19 protein-coding genes and 1 tRNA gene are annotated in these 16,637 nt (G+C 37.6%); 14 read left to right on the plus strand and 6 right to left on the minus strand.

The window, feature by feature from the left end; translation table 11 throughout:
• Window positions 1-2 precede the first annotated feature (2 nt).
• A tRNA-Ser gene (locus tag ABZC96_RS02580) sits at window positions 3-93 on the minus strand.
• Window positions 94-260: 167 nt separating this feature from the next.
• Between ABZC96_RS02580 and ABZC96_RS02585 the strand changes: the two genes are divergently transcribed.
• A complete protein-coding gene (locus tag ABZC96_RS02585; RefSeq protein WP_373028870.1) occupies window positions 261-383 on the plus strand; it encodes a hypothetical protein in 123 nt (40 codons plus the stop codon).
• On the opposite strand, the gene pyrF is transcribed toward ABZC96_RS02585, so the two are convergent.
• The gene (gene pyrF / locus ABZC96_RS02590; protein ID WP_373028872.1) at window positions 373-1,065 is read right to left on the minus strand and encodes an orotidine-5'-phosphate decarboxylase; all 693 of its coding nucleotides are present in this window, start codon (window positions 1,063-1,065) and stop codon (window positions 373-375) included. The two genes, ABZC96_RS02585 and pyrF, sit on opposite strands and share 11 nt — an antisense overlap.
• 68 nt (window positions 1,066-1,133) lie before the next feature.
• Here pyrF and ABZC96_RS02595 point away from each other — a divergent pair, with 68 nt between their 5' ends.
• The 3 genes from ABZC96_RS02595 (at window position 1,134) to ABZC96_RS02605 (ending at window position 4,388) form a co-directional block, all read left to right on the plus strand.
• Window positions 1,134-1,655: a peptidylprolyl isomerase gene (locus ABZC96_RS02595; protein ID WP_373028873.1), complete on the plus strand. Its 522-nt coding sequence runs from the start codon at window positions 1,134-1,136 to the stop codon at window positions 1,653-1,655.
• 175 nt (window positions 1,656-1,830) lie between these two features.
• Window positions 1,831-3,729, plus strand: coding sequence for an NAD(+) synthase (locus ABZC96_RS02600; RefSeq protein WP_373028874.1), 1,899 nt, complete (start codon window positions 1,831-1,833; stop codon window positions 3,727-3,729).
• On the plus strand, window positions 3,726-4,388 hold the full coding sequence (locus ABZC96_RS02605) for a DUF502 domain-containing protein (RefSeq protein ID WP_373028875.1): 663 nt from the start codon (window positions 3,726-3,728) through the stop codon (window positions 4,386-4,388). The genes ABZC96_RS02600 and ABZC96_RS02605 overlap by 4 nt, the downstream gene beginning before the upstream one ends.
• A gap of 54 nt (window positions 4,389-4,442) precedes the next feature.
• Here ABZC96_RS02605 and ABZC96_RS02610 read toward each other — a convergent pair whose 3' ends face one another.
• Window positions 4,443-5,561, minus strand: coding sequence for a hypothetical protein (locus ABZC96_RS02610; RefSeq protein WP_373028877.1), 1,119 nt, complete (start codon window positions 5,559-5,561; stop codon window positions 4,443-4,445).
• 203 nt (window positions 5,562-5,764) lie between these two features.
• On the opposite strand from ABZC96_RS02610, the gene ABZC96_RS02615 reads away from it, so the two are divergent.
• From ABZC96_RS02615 to ABZC96_RS02625, 3 genes are all read left to right on the plus strand, one after another.
• A complete protein-coding gene (locus ABZC96_RS02615) occupies window positions 5,765-6,241 on the plus strand; it encodes a hypothetical protein (RefSeq protein WP_373028879.1) in 477 nt (158 codons plus the stop codon).
• Window positions 6,238-6,846, plus strand: coding sequence for a hypothetical protein (locus ABZC96_RS02620; RefSeq protein ID WP_373028880.1), 609 nt, complete (start codon window positions 6,238-6,240; stop codon window positions 6,844-6,846). Before ABZC96_RS02615 ends, ABZC96_RS02620 begins: the two co-directional genes overlap by 4 nt.
• A gap of 194 nt (window positions 6,847-7,040) precedes the next feature.
• On the plus strand, window positions 7,041-7,259 hold the full coding sequence (locus ABZC96_RS02625) for a cold-shock protein (RefSeq protein ID WP_223890844.1): 219 nt from the start codon (window positions 7,041-7,043) through the stop codon (window positions 7,257-7,259).
• A 57-nt stretch (window positions 7,260-7,316) separates the two neighbouring features.
• On the opposite strand, the gene ABZC96_RS02630 is transcribed toward ABZC96_RS02625, so the two are convergent.
• Together ABZC96_RS02630 and ABZC96_RS02635 are read right to left on the minus strand one after the other, a co-directional pair.
• Window positions 7,317-8,726 carry a DUF4139 domain-containing protein gene (locus ABZC96_RS02630; protein ID WP_373028882.1) on the minus strand — a complete coding sequence of 470 codons (1,410 nt, stop codon included), beginning with the start codon at window positions 8,724-8,726 and terminating at the stop codon, window positions 7,317-7,319.
• A gap of 40 nt (window positions 8,727-8,766) precedes the next feature.
• Window positions 8,767-9,132, minus strand: coding sequence for a cytochrome c (locus tag ABZC96_RS02635; RefSeq protein WP_373028883.1), 366 nt, complete (start codon window positions 9,130-9,132; stop codon window positions 8,767-8,769).
• A gap of 90 nt (window positions 9,133-9,222) precedes the next feature.
• On the opposite strand from ABZC96_RS02635, the gene folD reads away from it, so the two are divergent.
• From folD to ABZC96_RS02670, 7 genes are all read left to right on the plus strand, one after another.
• Entirely contained in the window at window positions 9,223-10,068 is an 846-nt protein-coding gene (folD, locus tag ABZC96_RS02640; protein WP_373028884.1) for a bifunctional methylenetetrahydrofolate dehydrogenase/methenyltetrahydrofolate cyclohydrolase FolD, read from the plus strand.
• Entirely contained in the window at window positions 10,068-11,039 is a 972-nt protein-coding gene (gene lepB / locus ABZC96_RS02645; RefSeq protein ID WP_373028886.1) for a signal peptidase I, read from the plus strand. The genes folD and lepB overlap by 1 nt, the downstream gene beginning before the upstream one ends.
• A gap of 10 nt (window positions 11,040-11,049) precedes the next feature.
• On the plus strand, window positions 11,050-11,505 hold the full coding sequence (gene rpiB / locus ABZC96_RS02650) for a ribose 5-phosphate isomerase B (RefSeq protein ID WP_373028887.1): 456 nt from the start codon (window positions 11,050-11,052) through the stop codon (window positions 11,503-11,505).
• Window positions 11,506-11,669: 164 nt separating this feature from the next.
• Window positions 11,670-12,215 carry an adenine phosphoribosyltransferase gene (locus tag ABZC96_RS02655; protein ID WP_373028888.1) on the plus strand — a complete coding sequence of 182 codons (546 nt, stop codon included), beginning with the start codon at window positions 11,670-11,672 and terminating at the stop codon, window positions 12,213-12,215.
• A 124-nt stretch (window positions 12,216-12,339) separates the two neighbouring features.
• Window positions 12,340-13,440 (plus strand): metallophosphoesterase, encoded by a 1,101-nt coding sequence (locus ABZC96_RS02660; protein WP_373028890.1) that lies wholly within the window; start codon window positions 12,340-12,342, stop codon window positions 13,438-13,440.
• Window positions 13,441-13,638: 198 nt separating this feature from the next.
• Window positions 13,639-14,886: a tryptophan synthase subunit beta gene (gene trpB / locus ABZC96_RS02665; RefSeq protein WP_373028891.1), complete on the plus strand. Its 1,248-nt coding sequence runs from the start codon at window positions 13,639-13,641 to the stop codon at window positions 14,884-14,886.
• Window positions 14,887-14,903: 17 nt separating this feature from the next.
• The gene (locus ABZC96_RS02670; RefSeq protein ID WP_373028892.1) at window positions 14,904-16,364 is read left to right on the plus strand and encodes a leucyl aminopeptidase; all 1,461 of its coding nucleotides are present in this window, start codon (window positions 14,904-14,906) and stop codon (window positions 16,362-16,364) included.
• A gap of 44 nt (window positions 16,365-16,408) precedes the next feature.
• Here ABZC96_RS02670 and ABZC96_RS02675 read toward each other — a convergent pair.
• A partial coding sequence (locus ABZC96_RS02675) for an NAD-binding protein (protein WP_373028893.1) occupies window positions 16,409-16,637 on the minus strand: 229 nt, incomplete at its 5' end.

Below are 16,637 nucleotides of genomic sequence, written 5' to 3' on the forward strand. Positions count from 1 at the left end.
AGTGGCGGACAGTGAGGGATTCGAACCCTCGGTACCCTTACGAGTACGCATCCTTAGCAGGGATGTGGTTTCAGCCAACTCACCCAACTGTCCATGTGTTTTTGTGGATGAGATTATAATAACATTGGGTTAAATAGAAGCTTAAAATAACCTCAATTATTTCTAAATTAATTTTTTTTCACTTAGTTATATTATTTTTTAGGAAAATCACCAGAAAACTGATTATCATTACATAATATATTTATAATCAAGGTTCTAAAATGTTAAAAAAACTTACACCAATTATTGTACTTATAATGTTTGCCATAGGTGGCTATTTTATGATGCAAGGTATGGATAATGCTGTCGATATGACCAAGCCGAAGAAAGAGATTAAAAAGTAGCAATTACTTTTAAAATATCTTCTACTTTATCTTGAGGATGACAGTGATTGTAGATAGGTCTTCCTACTACAGGGTAGTCTACACCCTCTTGATTTGCAAGATCTAGTGTTGCTACACGCTGTTGGTCTCCGGCATCTTCGCCAAAAGGTCTTATACCTGGACAGAGTGTCAAGAATTTTTCAGACGTTGCATTTTTGATCGCTCTGCTCTCAAATGTAGAACACACTACACCGTCTAAACCATTTTCATAACTCATTTTTGCAAACTGCTCTGCTTTCTCGTTTATGCTTTTTTCGTAGATACTCTGGAAGTTCTCTTCGTCAAAAGAAGTAAGTGCAGTAACAGCCAGTACTAGTGGACGATTTTCATAAGTAGAGAGTCTATCCATAACCGTTTTCATAGCCACTGCCCCTGCAGATGCATGGATATTGAACATATCTACACCAATCTTCGCTATCTCTTCAGCTGCATCTGCCATAGTGTTGGGAATATCATAAAGTTTGAGGTCTAAAAATATCTTGAAATCAGGGTTGATAGCCTTTAACGCTTCAATAAAAGGTTTACCATCACGAATGTAGGCACGAAATCCAACTTTCATCCAAACATTATATGATTTAAGTGACTCTGCCAGAGCCAAGTTTTCTTTAGCCGATGGCAGATCAAGTGCTACACATAGTTCCATGGTTCAAACCTCTTATATTTTAGTGGTATAATAATATCCTAATTTTAATATATAAGGACTAAACACACATGTTTGGAAAAGAATCAAAAAGATATGACGTTGTTCAAAGCGTTATGGATACATACAACTACGCTAAATTTACTACCTCAAAAGGTGTTATTTGGGCTAAACTTTACACAGAAGATGCACCTAACACAGTAGCAAACTTCGCTCACCTTGCAGAAACAGGATTCTACAACGGTCTAAAATTTCATAGAGTGATCCCTGGGTTTATGGCTCAAGGTGGTTGTCCTCATTCTAAAGACAATCCAGCTATGGCAGGAACAGGCGGTCCAGGATGGCAGATAGATTGTGAAACAGATACAAGCACACACCCACATAGAAGAGGAACACTCTCTATGGCACATGCCGGACCTAACACAGGTGGAAGCCAGTTCTTCATTACTTTTGTTGCAACACCTCACCTTGATGGCGTTCACACTGTATTTGGTGCGATCGAAGAAGATGACACTGAAAGTTTCATGGTACTAGATAACATCGATCAAAATGATGACATCGTTAGTATTGAAGTGCTTGCTTCAAAAGCATAATGGGTTTCGTTATCCTCGTGCTTGACACGGGGATCTAAGATCTTTGGCTTTATTATAAAGTTTGGAGTTCTTCTCTACTTTTCTAGAAAAGTAGGTAAAAGTCGTCACGGTTCTCGAATCGCTTCGCTTTCAAGGGCGTTCACCGTGACACTATTTAATAATAATGGAGTGTTTGATGTTTGGATATTATAGAGTTGCATCAGCTGTTAACAAAACCACAGTAGCAAACCCTGCTCAAAATGCCGAAGAAGTCATAAAGCTCATCCAAGAAGCGCATATGAAAGAGGTTAGTGTCGTTGTATTTCCAGAGCTAACGCTTACAGGATACACTGCTAGTGACCTTTTACTAAACCAAACTCTCATAGCTTCACAAAATGAAGCACTTAGCTATATATTAAAAAATATAGAAAATATCAATACCATTGCTATCATCGGTATGGCTGTACTTGAAGCGGATAGACTCTATAACTGTGCAGCAGTGCTACAGTGTGGTAAAATTTTGGGAATAGTGCCTAAAAGCTACTTGCCAAACAAAAAAGAATTCTATGAAAAACGTCAATTTATCAGTGGAAGAGATATCACCAGAACGACAACTGAATTGTTGAATAATGAAATACCTTTTGGGGTTGACCTTCTTTTTACAGACTCTAATGATATGACTTTTGGTGTAGAGATCTGTGAGGACCTTTGGGCTGTTACTCCTCCAAGCAACCATATGGCAAATAATGGAGCCAACCTCATTTTTAACCTCTCTGCGAGTAATGAACTCATAGGAAAACATGAGTATCGTGAAGAGCTTGTACGTACGCAAAGTGGCCGTTGCATGGCTGCTTATGTCTACTCTTCTGCTGGTGTGGGTGAATCTACAACAGACACGGTCTTTGGTGGTCATGCAATCATTAGTGAATATGGTTCTACACTGGCTCAAAATGAGCGTTTTAGCCTTGAAAGTAATCTTATAACCGCAGATGTTGACTTGGAACGTTTAAGATGGCTTAGACTCAATGAGTCCAGCTACTCTGACGGAAGACGTAAAAAGACACATGTCATCAAGGTGGATGCACTGCCAAGTATCAGTAAACTTGAACGCAGTATCAACCCTATGCCATTTGTGCCTTCACGTTATGCAGAGAAAAAACACAGATGTGATGAGATCGTCCATATACAAGCCCATGGGCTCATCAAACGTATGAACCATGCACATATCAAGAAAGTCATTATAGGTATCTCGGGTGGACTTGACTCTACACTTGCCCTGCTCTCTACACACAGAGCTTTTGAGATGATGGATTGGGATGTTGCAAATATCATTGCGGTAACGATGCCGGGGTTTGGTACAACAAGTCGTACAAAGTCAAATGCAGTACAACTTTGTGAAGCCTTAAGTATCACGCTTAAAACTGTAGATATCACAGATATCTCTCTCAAAGAGTTTGAAGCCATAGAACATGACAAAGATGAGCATAGTGTCACATATGAGAATGTACAGGCAAGAGCAAGAACTTCGATACTCATGAATATGGCAAACAAAGAAGGTGGTCTTGTCATCGGTACCGGTGATCTTAGCGAGATAGCTTTGGGATGGTCTACCTACAACGGTGACCACATGAGTATGTACGCCCTTAACTCAGGCATACCTAAAACCCTCATACAGTATGTCATAGAGTACTACAAATCTAATGAATCTATAGCAGATATCATTGATGATATACTTGACACACCTATAAGCCCAGAGCTACTCCCTCATGAAGAGGACGAGATAGTCCAAGAAACTGAAGCCATTGTAGGTCCATACGAACTGCATGATTTTTTCCTCTATCACTTCATTAAGTATGGAGCAAAGCCAACAAAGATACGTTTCTTAGCAAGTTTGGCGTTTGAGGGTAAATATGATGAAGAGAGCATCACCAAGTGGCTCAAACTCTTTTTACGACGTTTCTTTACCCAGCAGTTTAAGCGTTCTTGTATGCCAGATGGACCTAAGGTAGGTACAATTTCCTTAAGTCCAAGGGCAGACTGGAAAATGGCCAGTGATGCAGATGTTGAAATCTGGTTGGAGGAATTAAACAAATGAATAACAATAATCCATTAAAACACTTTCTGAATACTGCTATACAAGGAGTCTTCGGACTTTTACCCGTAGTTATCATCATGGTTCTGATACTATGGCTCTACGGTAAGATAGACTTATTGGTAGGTGTTGTTTTTAAAACTGTAGGATTTACACCTGAAAATAATCAATTTTTATGGCTTATATTGGTCATAGGAATTTTCTTGCTTATCTTGTATTTTATTGGTCACTTCATGAAAACAAGACTTGCAGATTTCTTTGAGTCATTGCTTGAAAAGATACCGGGGTACTCCACCATTAAAGATATTATAAACATCTTTAATTCTTCTAAAGAAGGTGAACAAAAAGTACTGGTCGTAGCCATTCAAGGTTTTGCGACAGAAGGATATAATATAGGACTTATGTATTCGAAAAAAGAGAGTATCATCAAGGATCATTATACTGTAACACTCTCGATGTCACCTATACCTAATGGTGGATATATGTTTGAAGTACATAAAGACAGAATATTTGTGATGGGAAATGCAACTTTTGATGATAACTTACAATACCTGCTTTCAATGGGTGTAAAAAGTTTTGCTGATATCATAAAAACAGAACCAAAACATATAGATGAATTTGTTCCATTCAGTCAGTGGCTGGAGACAAAGAATAAAAAATAATATAAATATAGATCTAAATAAAAAGGCTATTAACTATAGCCTTTTTACATCAGCTTAAAATATAAGCTGAACAGAACCTCTCAATATACTACTGCTATAAGCTTCTGTATTTACCCGTGATGCTACAGCTTCAAAAAAGAACATATTGTAAATCTTCGTGTATCCTAGAGAATAACCGAAATTATTGTTATCAAATTCATCATTATCTACATTAAATATCACCTTTACATGTTCCATATCACGCATAGGGAATGTAAATGCATTTTCAAGTCCAATATAATCATCACTTGAATCATTGGCATAAACTAAAGAGGAGTTCCAAGTGAATATAGTAAACTCCTTTTCTATAGGCAATATCAATGAATAAAAGGTATCACCCTGAACCTCCGTATGGTTGTAGATCAAGCCCACTTTATAGCTTGATTCTGTTCTGTATGTCACCCCAGCTAAAAAAGCATCATTATCATCTTCTCTTGAATAAGCATGACCCTTGCCATGATGGCCCTTCACCTGTTCACCATATGAAGCAAGAAGTAGAACGTTATTATCAAATAGATAAGAGTACTCCGCTCCCTTTATCTTATTAACATTGGCACGATCCAAAGGTGAGAAATAGTTCACTCCATGGCCTTCTCCTCCATGTAGCCCTGAATGTCCCATACTTCTATGAACATTACCCAGTTGTGTCAATGGTGAGAAAAGTCCTACCCTAATGGCATGTTTTGCTTCTAGGATATTGTATTGGAAATATAATTGAGAATTGCCTGATTCAAATAGCTTCTGGTCATCCTTATCAGGATTAAACTGTTCTTTTGATGCAGCCCATAAAGACAAAGAATCCGTAAGACTACCTGTCAAATAAAGTTTTGTTACTGTGTTGATATTGTCACTCTTGGAATTTTCAGATACTCCAATCATGGCACCGATTGGATAAAAACGTTTTGAACTGTTAGAATCAATGAAACTCTTTAATGCTGTTGTATCAAACTTAGATGTTCTCAATCCATTTCTTAGAAAACTTAACCCCATATCATTGAGTGCTGGCACTTGTGAGTGACAAGCACTACATGCCATGTCATACTGTCTTCCCAACTCAGGATTCGCTTCTAGGTTTATAGTAAAAACTCCCACAATAAACATTAATCCAATTTTAAATTTTTTCATGATATTCATAATATTTTCCCTCCAAATATTGTATAGAATTAACAATATTATCATGAATACAAATAAAAACAAGTTAATGTTAGTAAGAAAACAAGACTTCTTGAGGAGATTAACTATTACAATAACTTCGATATTTTCCCACAATATGCTCAAAATATTAACTACAAAAAATGTTATAATAATTACTATATTCTATTTAAAAGGATCAACAAATGGAAAAAGAATTCAAAGAAATTATCAAAGAGTCTAAGAGATCATTGGAAAAGATTGAGAAAAATATAGAAGAGCGTAGTGAAGACTTCACAGAAGATGTTAGTGAGTTTTGGGTTGATTTAAAAAAACATTTATCAGCTGTAGAGGGTACACTTAAAGACGCCTACAATCACTTTGAAGATCAGGTAGAACTCAAAGGGCACTTAGGCATGATGGAGGCTCGCGATAGAATTGAAAATCTCAAAGATATTACACATGAATTTACCTATAAAGTTTCAACTAATGTGCAAGAGGAGCTGGATATAGCAACGCTAAAAGCACACCTTGCAAAAATGGAAAGTGAGGATATCTGGGCAGAAAAACAAAAAGAGTTATTGCATTTATACAGTGACTCTAAGGACGAAGCAGAGAAAGTAGCTATAAAAGCTGCTAAAGAATTCAACAATATTGTTTTTAAATTAACAGAAATAATATGATCACTAAAATCAAAAAACTATTGGTTTCAATCGTGCTTATCTTTTTGATAAGTGCTTGTGCCACTTCAAATATCTCTTATAAAAATGAACAACTCAACCTTCAAATAAATGATTCACATCTACAGGTACATGGTAGACAACTTAAACAGCACAAAGAGAACTTCAGTACACTTTTCCTCACACAGAAGCTATTGCGTTTAGATGATGGAAGTATTGTTATGTATGAAGAGGCTCTAACAGATCTGCAATATCAGTTTGAACCTACAACTACAAGGACGATAAGCATTATCTTTGATGCAAAACGTGTAGTAAAAGTCTACTATAATACACTCATATATGCCTTCCAAGTTGTTCTAAAAGACAACAGAGTACTGAATGTTTTAGCTACACAAGGCTATGATCAGAAACTTAAAATAGTTTATGGTATGAATACGGAAAAACTAAGCAGCATGTTAAAAGATCTAGATTCCGATGCACAACCTGTTTACTATAAAAATGTGATAGATCTAAGCCATGAATCTTTCCCATTTATGAGTCGTTGGACAACATGGAAAGTCCATTTTGTACCCTTAGTCATCCCCATTCGTAAAATGGGACGCTTATAAATTATATGATAAATAAATATATTTATTTTAAATAAGCTTATAAGTTTAAAAATAGGCTACAATATCTATGATGAAAGATGAGGTTCGAGTTCATCTATCGTGTGTTAAGTGTTATTGCTAGACCCGAAAGACTTCTCTCTGATTTGGATTCCACTTAAATTTTAAGTGAAAATTATTACCCAAAGGTACAAAAAATGGCAGCATTAGTAAACGGAACTGTTAAATGGTTCAACGATGAAAAAGGTTATGGATTTATTCAACAAGAGAATGGTGGAGATGATGTATTCGTACACTTCCGTCAAGTTAATAACGAAGGTGGTGGTCGTGTGACTCTCGCTGAAGGTCAAGCAGTAACATTTGAAGTTGGTGAAGGTCAAAAAGGCCCACAAGCTGAGAACGTAACTCCACTCTAGTAGTGGCTTGCAGGCTTAATGCCTGCAAATTAAATCCCCCTCTTTATTTTTCCTCTTTCAATAATTCACTTTTAAATCTTTATCATACGATATTTCAAACAGTACTTCTATTTTCTTTGTTTCATGTGGTGCTAATGAAAGCTTCATTTCTATTTGTCCGTCTTTAAGCATTTTATAGTTTACTTTCTTCGTAGAATTGATACTTAAAAGTTTTGATTTGATCTCTTCAGTTGTGGATGTAGGTATACGCTCTATAAGTGTGAGCGTTTTTGCTTTGTCAGATTTGTTGATAATAGTAAGTTTAAAACCGTCTTTCTTCCGTGCAGTACCACCAAATATACCTGTTTCACGCTCTTTGTTTACTATGGGTTTACGTTGTATTTTTATATCTTCTTCTACTTTTGTGTAAAGATCATATGTTCCACCTCTGTACTCTCCTGCTGCATTTTCATTGATCACTTCATGAGTAGACTTTACTTTCCATTGGTTGCTGTCTATTTGATATTTTGGTTCAAAAGAACAAACATGAAATGCCTTAGTATTTGTATAGGGGTACGCACGTACTTCACAAGAAAGTGCTGCATTCCATGTCAGCACTTTGACATCTAAGGGTACACCAGTTGATGGAAACACAAGTTTTTCTATCTTATACTCTCTGGCATCTTCATAAGAAACTACCGGTGCAGAAACTCTTTGTTCCGACATCATAGCCATATCCATTCTTGTACTTTTTGCCTTAGCTCTTTTCGATACAATTTGAGGTCTTGGTTCATGCTTACTGACTATCCATGGACGAAAATGAATCGGATGCACGTATTGATCTGCTGATCGATAATAAAACATTGCATTGTCTGCTTCAATATCTATACCACTTCTGTTTGTTATGGAAAGATATTGAGTTACCGTTACTTCTTTTTCATTTTGTATCTTTGCTTCATATCCCGTAGAAAAAGAGACATACCCATAAGGAATAGTAAGTTCTGTCTCTTTACTGCATGTTTGTTCAGTGCCTAATGCCTGCTTAGAAGGTGACTGTTTTTGAAATCTTCTTTGCTTGATCTGTACTTCTTCACTCAATAGCTTTTCTTGCATTAAAAGCCTTGCCTGCTCTTCTCCTAGTTGTTTTGCTGATTCTATCAATGTATTGGCATCAACAGAAGTAGGTTGAGGAAGTGAGGCAAGTTGTCCTAAAAACTTACTATTCGCCTGAACTGCTTGCACCTTTTGTTCTGAATTCTTCAGACTGGTCAAAATTTGACATAATCTATCATCTGAAGGACAATCCATCTTCGCTAAAAGCGGTATAGTTGTCCCCTCACACTTTGCTGTCACATCTTGTGCAAAGCCTATAAAATTATTTTTAGGAGTAAAGTTGTAAAAAGTTTTGTCCTGGTACACGGAAAGAGAGGAAGCATAACTAAAGCTTCCACTTAAAAGTAGTAGACTAAGAGATGTCGTGAATTTCATAAATCATCCTTTATTATAGTATGAGGATAATTATAACCAATTATTGTGTGCCGTTAGTCTCTGTAAATTTTGATAGATACACTTCATTTTTCTTTTGCAGATAATCATAAATAGCTTTAACCTCTTCATCTGTCAGATAATAACGAGGCATAATTTTATGATAATTGTTGACTGCTTTTATCATATCATCTAGTGAATCTTTACGTATGTCTGAACCTTTTAAGGCTTGTTTACCATGTATATCTCTGAATTCAACGATGGTTTGACCTTCACCACTTTTTCCATGGCACTCAGCACAGCTCACTCCCCTAGGATTTGCATAGAGCATTTCGCCATACTCATAGTGAGAAATGAAATCTTCTTGTCCCCATAACATAAAAGGTAGTAGCATCCATAATCGTCTCATGATAACATAAACGTTAACTCCATAACCGGGCAAATCGGCGTTGCCTAAAGTATTTTTGATATAATACAATAAAAAATATAAGGGCACTCTATGCAACTCATCGATGGTAAAGCCTTAGCCAAGAAAGTGCAAGCTACTGTAGCTACTGAAGTAGCACAACTCAAACAAGAAAAAAATATCGTTCCCGGGCTCGCAGTTATCCTCATAGGTGATGATCCTGCAAGTCATGCTTATGTAAAAATGAAAGCAAAAGCTTGTGAAAATGTAGGATTTTACTCTATCACACACAGCATGCCTGATACGATCAGCCAAGATGAGATCATAGCAACGATAGAGATGATGAACAATAACCCTCGTATAGATGGTATATTGGTACAGCTCCCTTTACCTAAGCATGTAGATACAGACAAGATACTTGAAGTAATAGACCCAAAAAAAGATGTGGATGGTTTTCATGCCTATAATGTAGGTCGTTTGGTGACAGGACTTGACAGTTTTGTAGCCTGTACACCTCTTGGCGTTATGAAAATGTTTGAAGAGTACAACATAGACCTCAGAGGAAAAGATGTGTGTGTAGTAGGTGCAAGTAACATCGTAGGTAAACCTATGTCTTCCCTCCTTCTCAATGCAGAAGCAACTGTGACTATCACACACATCTATACAAAAGATCTCAAATCACATACGAGTAAAGCAGATATAGTAGTTGTGGGTGTAGGTGTTCCGGGACTTATTAAGGAAGATATGGTGAAAGAAGGTGCTATCGTGATAGACATAGGTATCAATCGTATAGAGGATGGATCACTTGTAGGAGATGTAGACTTTAAAAATGTGAGTCCAAAATGTTCTTATATCACGCCGGTACCTGGTGGTGTCGGACCGATGACCATAGCAATGCTTTTGAGCAATACACTTAAATCTGCTAAAGCTAGAGCATAATGAAAGGTTTTATAGAGGCTTCTGGCCGTTTTGCAGGCTCTTGGACAGGGACGATCATTATTGTACTTTTTCTCATCTTTTTTGTTGCACAGTCTTTTGTGATCCCATCAGGCTCGATGAAAAGGACACAGCTGATCGGTGACTTTTTGTTTGCTAAAAAGTTTTCCTATGGAATCCCTACCCCTCATCTGCCTTGGTTGGAGATCCCTATCTTGCCAGATTTTTATGGAAATGGCCACCTTATAGAAGGTCCTAGACCTCAAAGAGAAGATATCGTTATTTTCCGTTATCCTTTAAACAACAAAATACACTATGTAAAGCGTTGTGTTGCAGTGGGTGGAGATGAAATACTTTATGCAAATGAAAAACTGCTTATACATTTCCATGAAGGTGCGGAGTATATGAAGGCTAACTACCCTGCTGATAAGATCGTCTCACTCAGAGGTAAACTTTGGGTGGAAAATCCTTATATGATGAAATATCCAGGCATACAGTATGCACCCGAAGGTGCCAGTATCTTTGAGGGTCTTTTACGTTACTACGCATATAACAAAGAGATTGATATGATACCAGTATATGTAGATGGTTTGAATGCACCAACACATGAAATTGCAGGAAAAGGTATCAATGCACTCTATACTAAAGTAGATGAAGACCACTTCTATATGATAGGTGATAACCGTGACAACTCTAATGACAGCCGTTTTTGGGGTGCTGTACCGTATAAACTTATCGTAGGAAAACCTTGGCTGAACTATATGAGTTTAGAGCATCGTTCATATGAGAGTGTGCTCAATGGTGATGAATATGGCAGTGGCAAAGACAATGCAAGACTTAAACGTTTATGTGGTGATATAGCCATCGATACACAAGAGTGTGAAGATCTTTGGAATAAACAACGTTTTACAGTTCGTTGGGGACGCGTAGGAAGACGTATCGAGTCTATCCAAAAAGAACAGCCTATAGAATAAGAGGAAACAGATGAAAAAATTTTACATTGCAACAGATCATGCAGGATATGCACTTAAAGCCTATGTTAAAGATTATGTAAGATCTTTGGGACATGAGATCATCGATCTTGGTCCAGACTCTGCAGACAGAGTAGATTACCCAGATTTTGCAAAAAAATGTGCAGATGCTGTCTTGTCAGACAAAGGCAGTTTTGGCATACTTATCTGTGGTACAGGTATCGGTATCTCTATAGCAGCAAACAAAGTTCCTGGTATACGTGCTGCACTTTGCCATGACACATACACGGCAAAACTTACTAGACAACACAACGACGCGAACATCCTTTGCTTTGGTGAACGTGTGGTAGGTAAAGGTGTCATAGAAGACATGATAGAGACTTTTGCAAGTACCGAATTTGAAGGTGGCAGACATGCAGGACGTATTGCCAAGATAGAAGGTTGTTCTTTAGGTGCAGATTTAGGCTAGTACGCGTAAGCAATTAGCCATTAATCACACAAAGTGTGCCCTTGTCGTTCCGAACGTCCTTGAAAGCAAAGCGATTCGAGAGGAACGACGCTTTTTGCTCTACTTTTTCTAAAAAAGTCGAAGAGAAACAACACCACAATCAAAGTAAAAGGAAGTCAAACAAAATGAGCATATTAACAAAAGAAGAAAAAGAAATCATCTTAGGAAGTATAAGAGACATTCCAGACTTCCCAAAACCAGGTATTATTTTTAAAGATATCACTACACTTCTTTCTACACCTCATGCTTTTGATACACTGATGACTCACCTTGCAAACCGTTATAAAAGTTATGACTTAGACTTTATTGCCGGTATTGATGCAAGAGGATTCATCTTTGGATCCATTTTGGCTGATAGACTGGGTGTTGGTTTTGTACCTGTTCGAAAAAAAGGCAAACTGCCTTACACGACTGTGGCTGAGAAATATAGCCTAGAGTATGGCTTTGATGAAGTAGAGATACATATCGATGCTTTTGGCGAAAATGAAAATCCCAACGTTCTGCTTATAGATGATCTTATCGCTACAGGTGGTACGGCAAAAGCTGCAGCAAACCTGATAGATAAAGTGGGTGCAAATTGTGTTGAGGCATGTTTCATTATGGAACTTGGGTTCCTCAATGGACGTGAAGGTTTCGATGCTCCTGTCTATTCTGTTTTAGAAATAGATTAGTATCAGTAGTGTGTTTTCACATAAAACATACTATTAACAAAAACCATCCCATCATCAAATGACATCCCTTCCCAACACACAAGCAATATTGAGTATAATGCAAAAATATTTATGAGGTGGTCTTATGAGAGTTTATCTATTTTTTTCACTTTTTTTGCTACTTTTCTTTTCTATACACTATCTTTTTTACTCAAGAGTCATTAAAAAATTTTTAGTCTCTGAACGTGTTAAAAAAAACTTTACATTACTGTTAGGCCTAAATTTTATTTTCAATATTCTCTATGTTGTAGGCCGATATACAGATATCATAGAAAATACTCTCTATTATCTCTTCTCTTTGTCCATTGGTATCTCTTTTATGCTTCTTTTGTATCTGATTCTGCATGAGGTACTTCATCTGTTTCACAAAACACTTAAAAATGTAGACCATTCAAAAAGAACATTCATCAAAAACAGTGGTGATGGTGCTATGCTGGCACTTGCTACTTCCTATGTAAGTGCAGGAGTATATGAGGGGATGAAAAAACCAGCGGTGAATGTAGTGGAACTGAATCATTTTGATTTTTCTATCGTACAGATCAGTGACTTTCATATAGGTGGACTGATAGACAGAGAGTTTGTTAAAGATTCTGTGTTAAAAATAAATGCACTAAAACCAGATATTGTTTTCATTACAGGAGACCTTATTGACACTGCTCTGGAGTACATAGAAGATACTGTAAAGGAACTTGATGGTATCTCTTCCAAGCATGGTATCTATTATATTTTAGGGAATCATGAATATTTTCATAATCCTTTAAAACTCATTGATTTTATCAAGACCACACAGATAAAATTACTCTTAAATGAACATGTTACGATCGATGCACTGAAGCTCAATGTAGTAGGTGTGACGGATCGTATCGGTTACCGTACCAACTTTCTTGCACCTGATATACATAAAGCTTTTTCAGGATGTAACAATGCCTATAAGACCATACTCTTAGCCCATCAACCCAAATTTGTAGAGGAACTTGAAAATTATACACCAGAACTTATACTCAGCGGACATACCCATGGTGGACAGATCTGGCCCTTCGATTATTTGGTAAGATTACAACAACCCTATGTTAAAGGACTGCATAAACTTTCCAATGGAAGCCATATCTATGTCAATAGCGGTATTGGATTTTGGGGACCGCCGATGAGACTTGACTCACAGGCTGAGATTGCCTACATCGTTTGATCTAAGAAAGTTGATTGACTCAAATAAGGTGATTTCTAACCTCTCATTGGATATAATCTTTCAAATTAATTTATAAGCTTTCTCTTGCCAAGGGCAAAGCTTTTCCGAGAAAGCTTTTAGAGCTTTCTTGTATAAGATTTTAATCAAAAGTGAAAGGAATTTGTAAGAAGCTTTGCTTCTTACAAAGGAAACATTGATATGAACTTACATAAAGAAATATATATCCCAAAACCTAGCCCACATGATCCAGATGACTTAGGACATTTTGGCAGCATTGAAGATGGACAAGTAGGTTTTGGTGGACGTTTTGTCCCTGAGACGCTTATGCCAGCACTTGAACAACTTAGACTTGACTACGAGGCAGTACGTTTTGATGAAGACTTTTGGGCAGAAGTGGACCACTACTATAAAAACTACGTAGGTCGTCCCTCTTCTCTCTACTTTGCTGAAAACCTCTCTAAAGAGCTTGATGCAAAGATCTATCTTAAGCGTGAAGATCTTAACCATACAGGTGCACATAAGATAAACCACACTGTAGCTCAAGCAGTACTTGCAAAGAGACTTGGTAAGAAAAAAGTAATAGCAGAGACGGGTGCGGGTCAACATGGTGTGGCAACAGCTACGGTAGCTGCACTCTTTGGCCTTGAGTGTGACATATTTATGGGTGCCAAAGATGTAGCACGACAAGAACTTAACGTCTTTCGTATGAAACTTCTTGGTGCAAAAGTACATGCAGTTGAATCTGGAAGCCGTACGCTTAAAGATGCGATGAATGAGGCTATCAGACACTGGGTAACTAATGCACGTGACACCTACTACATCATCGGTACAGTTGCTGGTCCACACCCCTACCCTATGATGATACGTGACATTCAGTCTATCATTGGATGGGAAGCAAAACAACAACTTAATGCAGTTGAAGGCTGTCTGCCTGACAAAGTCATTGCATGTATAGGTGGTGGCTCAAATGCTCTTGGTATTTTCAACCACTTTTTAGAAGATGAGAATGTAGAGTGTATCGGTATAGAGGCAGGTGGACTTGGACTTGATTCTAAACATGGCTGTTCTCTTGCAAAAGGAAGTCCCGGTGTACTTCATGGACAACTGAGTTACCTGCTCCAAGATGAAGATGGTCAAGTGCAGGAAGCGCACTCTATATCAGCAGGGCTTGACTACCCTGGTATAGGACCTGAACATTCATTTTTAAAAGATGAAGGGATAGCTACTTATGACTATATCACAGATGATGAAGCCTTGGATGCATTTGTATGGCTTTCACAGGCTGAGGGTATCATCCCAGCATTTGAAAGTTCACATGCCGTCGCATATCTCAAGAAGATGAAACCTGAAGAAGTAAAAGGTAAAACAATTTTAATCAATCTCTCCGGACGTGGTGATAAAGATATGATACAAGCAAAAGATATTTTAAAAGACCAATTTAACTAATATTTAGGAGATACAGAATGAATTTCGAATTAACACAACTCCCCGTAGCAGATATCCAGGGTGATATAGAAGTCATCATCGTTATCGACAAAAACACAGATCATGGTTTTGTACAAGATAAAAAACTATTGAAAAAAGCTGGTTTTAAAAGTGGGCAGGATGAAACATGTTTGCTTGTAAGTAAAAACCGGCTCTATGTAGGTGCTGAATCGACACTCAGTAAAGATATTAGAACTGCTGCGGCTAATGCCATTAAAGCACTTAATGGTACAGGATATAAGTCTATTAAAGTAGCAACCTACCTTAATAGCAGTGACTGCACTAATTCTCTTCGTTCTATGGTGGAAGGTTTCATCTTAGGAGCATACACTTTTGAAAATTATAAAACAAAAAAAAGTAAGAATAAGATCAAACATATTTCTATCTCACTTGAAGAGCATAGTGGCTACAAAGTAGATATAGAAAAAGCTTCTGAAGTCATACATAAAGCACAGATAGTCGCTGATGCAACAAACTTTACACGTAACATTGTCAATACAACACCTGATGATTGTTATCCGGACGTGATGGCAGACATTGCTGAGGCTATGGCAGATGAAACAGGTCTAAAATGTAAAGTCCTTAAGCCAAAAGCACTTCGAGAAGAGAAAATGGAAACACTTCTTGCCGTTGCACGTGCAAGTCGTCATAAGCCAAGAGTTATACATCTTACACATAAACCAAAAGAGGCAAAGTGCGTGGTTACCCTTGTAGGTAAAGGGTTGACTTACGATAGTGGCGGTCTTAGTCTTAAACCTGCTGACTTCATGGTCACAATGAAATCAGACAAAAGTGGCGGTTCTGCAGTCATAGGTATCATGAAAGCCGTAGCAGAAATGAACTTACCTGTAGAAGTACATGGCTTTGTAGGTGCAGTAGAAAACATGATAGGTGGAGACGCCTATAAACCTGATGATGTACTTGTAGCAAAGAATGGAAAAACGATCGAGATCCGTAATACGGATGCGGAAGGTCGACTAGTCCTTGCAGATACACTTTGCTATGCACAACAGGAAGTAAAAGCTGATTATCTTTTCGACTTTGCAACATTGACCGGTGCCTGTGTAGTAGGTGTAGGACACTACACATCAGGTGTCATGGGAAACTCTGATGAAATCAAATCTCTTGTAGTCGATGCTGCAAAACGTTCAGGAGAGTTGGCAACTGCCTTAGACTTTAATCCTTACCTAAAAAAGACTATCAAGTCTGATATAGCAGATGTATGCAACATTTCAAATACACGTTATGGTGGTGCTATCACTGCAGGTCAATTCCTCTCTGAATTTATAGATGAAGACCACAAAGATAAATGGGCACATATCGACATCGCTGGTCCAGCATTTGTAGAACATGCCTGGGGAGAGAATCCTTTTGGTGCATCTGGTGCCGGTGTTAGGATGATGGTGAAACTTATAGAAAACCTGTCTCAGGAAGATTAATAAGAAACGGTATTTCTAAAAATAGGAGATACCCTTACGTATCCTTATTCTTCTGTTAGTTTAAGATGGCATGCCAATGCTTCTTCTGCCAGCATATTAGCAATGGTATCTCTGCCATTGATGATATGTTTAATACCCAATGCTGAGATCATTTCTTCTTCTGCACTATTATTTACTTTTACGATACTATTTATCTCTGGGTTAAATGAAGCAATATTCTCACAGATCAATTGTCTTTGTATCTCATTCTCTATCGTAACGATGATCGCTGTA

The organism is Sulfurovum sp. (genome assembly GCF_041551015.1).
Taxonomy (GTDB): Bacteria; Campylobacterota; Campylobacteria; order Campylobacterales; family Sulfurovaceae; genus Sulfurovum.

Excerpts from the sequence above, each read along its gene's own strand:
- ABZC96_RS02605 (WP_373028875.1), top strand. The coding sequence starts at position 3,726 with ATGAATAACAATAATCCATTAAAACACTTTCTGAATACTGCTATACAA.
- ABZC96_RS02600 (WP_373028874.1), top strand. The coding sequence starts at position 1,831 with ATGTTTGGATATTATAGAGTTGCATCAGCTGTTAACAAAACCACAGTA.
- trpB (WP_373028891.1), top strand. The coding sequence starts at position 13,639 with ATGAACTTACATAAAGAAATATATATCCCAAAACCTAGCCCACATGAT.
- folD (WP_373028884.1), top strand. The coding sequence starts at position 9,223 with ATGCAACTCATCGATGGTAAAGCCTTAGCCAAGAAAGTGCAAGCTACT.
- ABZC96_RS02670 (WP_373028892.1), top strand. The coding sequence starts at position 14,904 with ATGAATTTCGAATTAACACAACTCCCCGTAGCAGATATCCAGGGTGAT.
- rpiB (WP_373028887.1), top strand. The coding sequence starts at position 11,050 with ATGAAAAAATTTTACATTGCAACAGATCATGCAGGATATGCACTTAAA.
- ABZC96_RS02615 (WP_373028879.1), top strand. The coding sequence starts at position 5,765 with ATGGAAAAAGAATTCAAAGAAATTATCAAAGAGTCTAAGAGATCATTG.
- pyrF (WP_373028872.1), bottom strand. The coding sequence starts at position 1,065 with ATGGAACTATGTGTAGCACTTGATCTGCCATCGGCTAAAGAAAACTTG.
- ABZC96_RS02610 (WP_373028877.1), bottom strand. The coding sequence starts at position 5,561 with ATGAATATCATGAAAAAATTTAAAATTGGATTAATGTTTATTGTGGGA.
- ABZC96_RS02635 (WP_373028883.1), bottom strand. The coding sequence starts at position 9,132 with ATGAGACGATTATGGATGCTACTACCTTTTATGTTATGGGGACAAGAA.
- ABZC96_RS02585 (WP_373028870.1), top strand. The coding sequence starts at position 261 with ATGTTAAAAAAACTTACACCAATTATTGTACTTATAATGTTTGCCATA.
- ABZC96_RS02660 (WP_373028890.1), top strand. The coding sequence starts at position 12,340 with ATGAGAGTTTATCTATTTTTTTCACTTTTTTTGCTACTTTTCTTTTCT.
- ABZC96_RS02620 (WP_373028880.1), top strand. The coding sequence starts at position 6,238 with ATGATCACTAAAATCAAAAAACTATTGGTTTCAATCGTGCTTATCTTT.
- ABZC96_RS02625 (WP_223890844.1), top strand. The coding sequence starts at position 7,041 with ATGGCAGCATTAGTAAACGGAACTGTTAAATGGTTCAACGATGAAAAA.
- ABZC96_RS02630 (WP_373028882.1), bottom strand. The coding sequence starts at position 8,726 with ATGAAATTCACGACATCTCTTAGTCTACTACTTTTAAGTGGAAGCTTT.
- lepB (WP_373028886.1), top strand. The coding sequence starts at position 10,068 with ATGAAAGGTTTTATAGAGGCTTCTGGCCGTTTTGCAGGCTCTTGGACA.
- ABZC96_RS02655 (WP_373028888.1), top strand. The coding sequence starts at position 11,670 with ATGAGCATATTAACAAAAGAAGAAAAAGAAATCATCTTAGGAAGTATA.
- ABZC96_RS02595 (WP_373028873.1), top strand. The coding sequence starts at position 1,134 with ATGTTTGGAAAAGAATCAAAAAGATATGACGTTGTTCAAAGCGTTATG.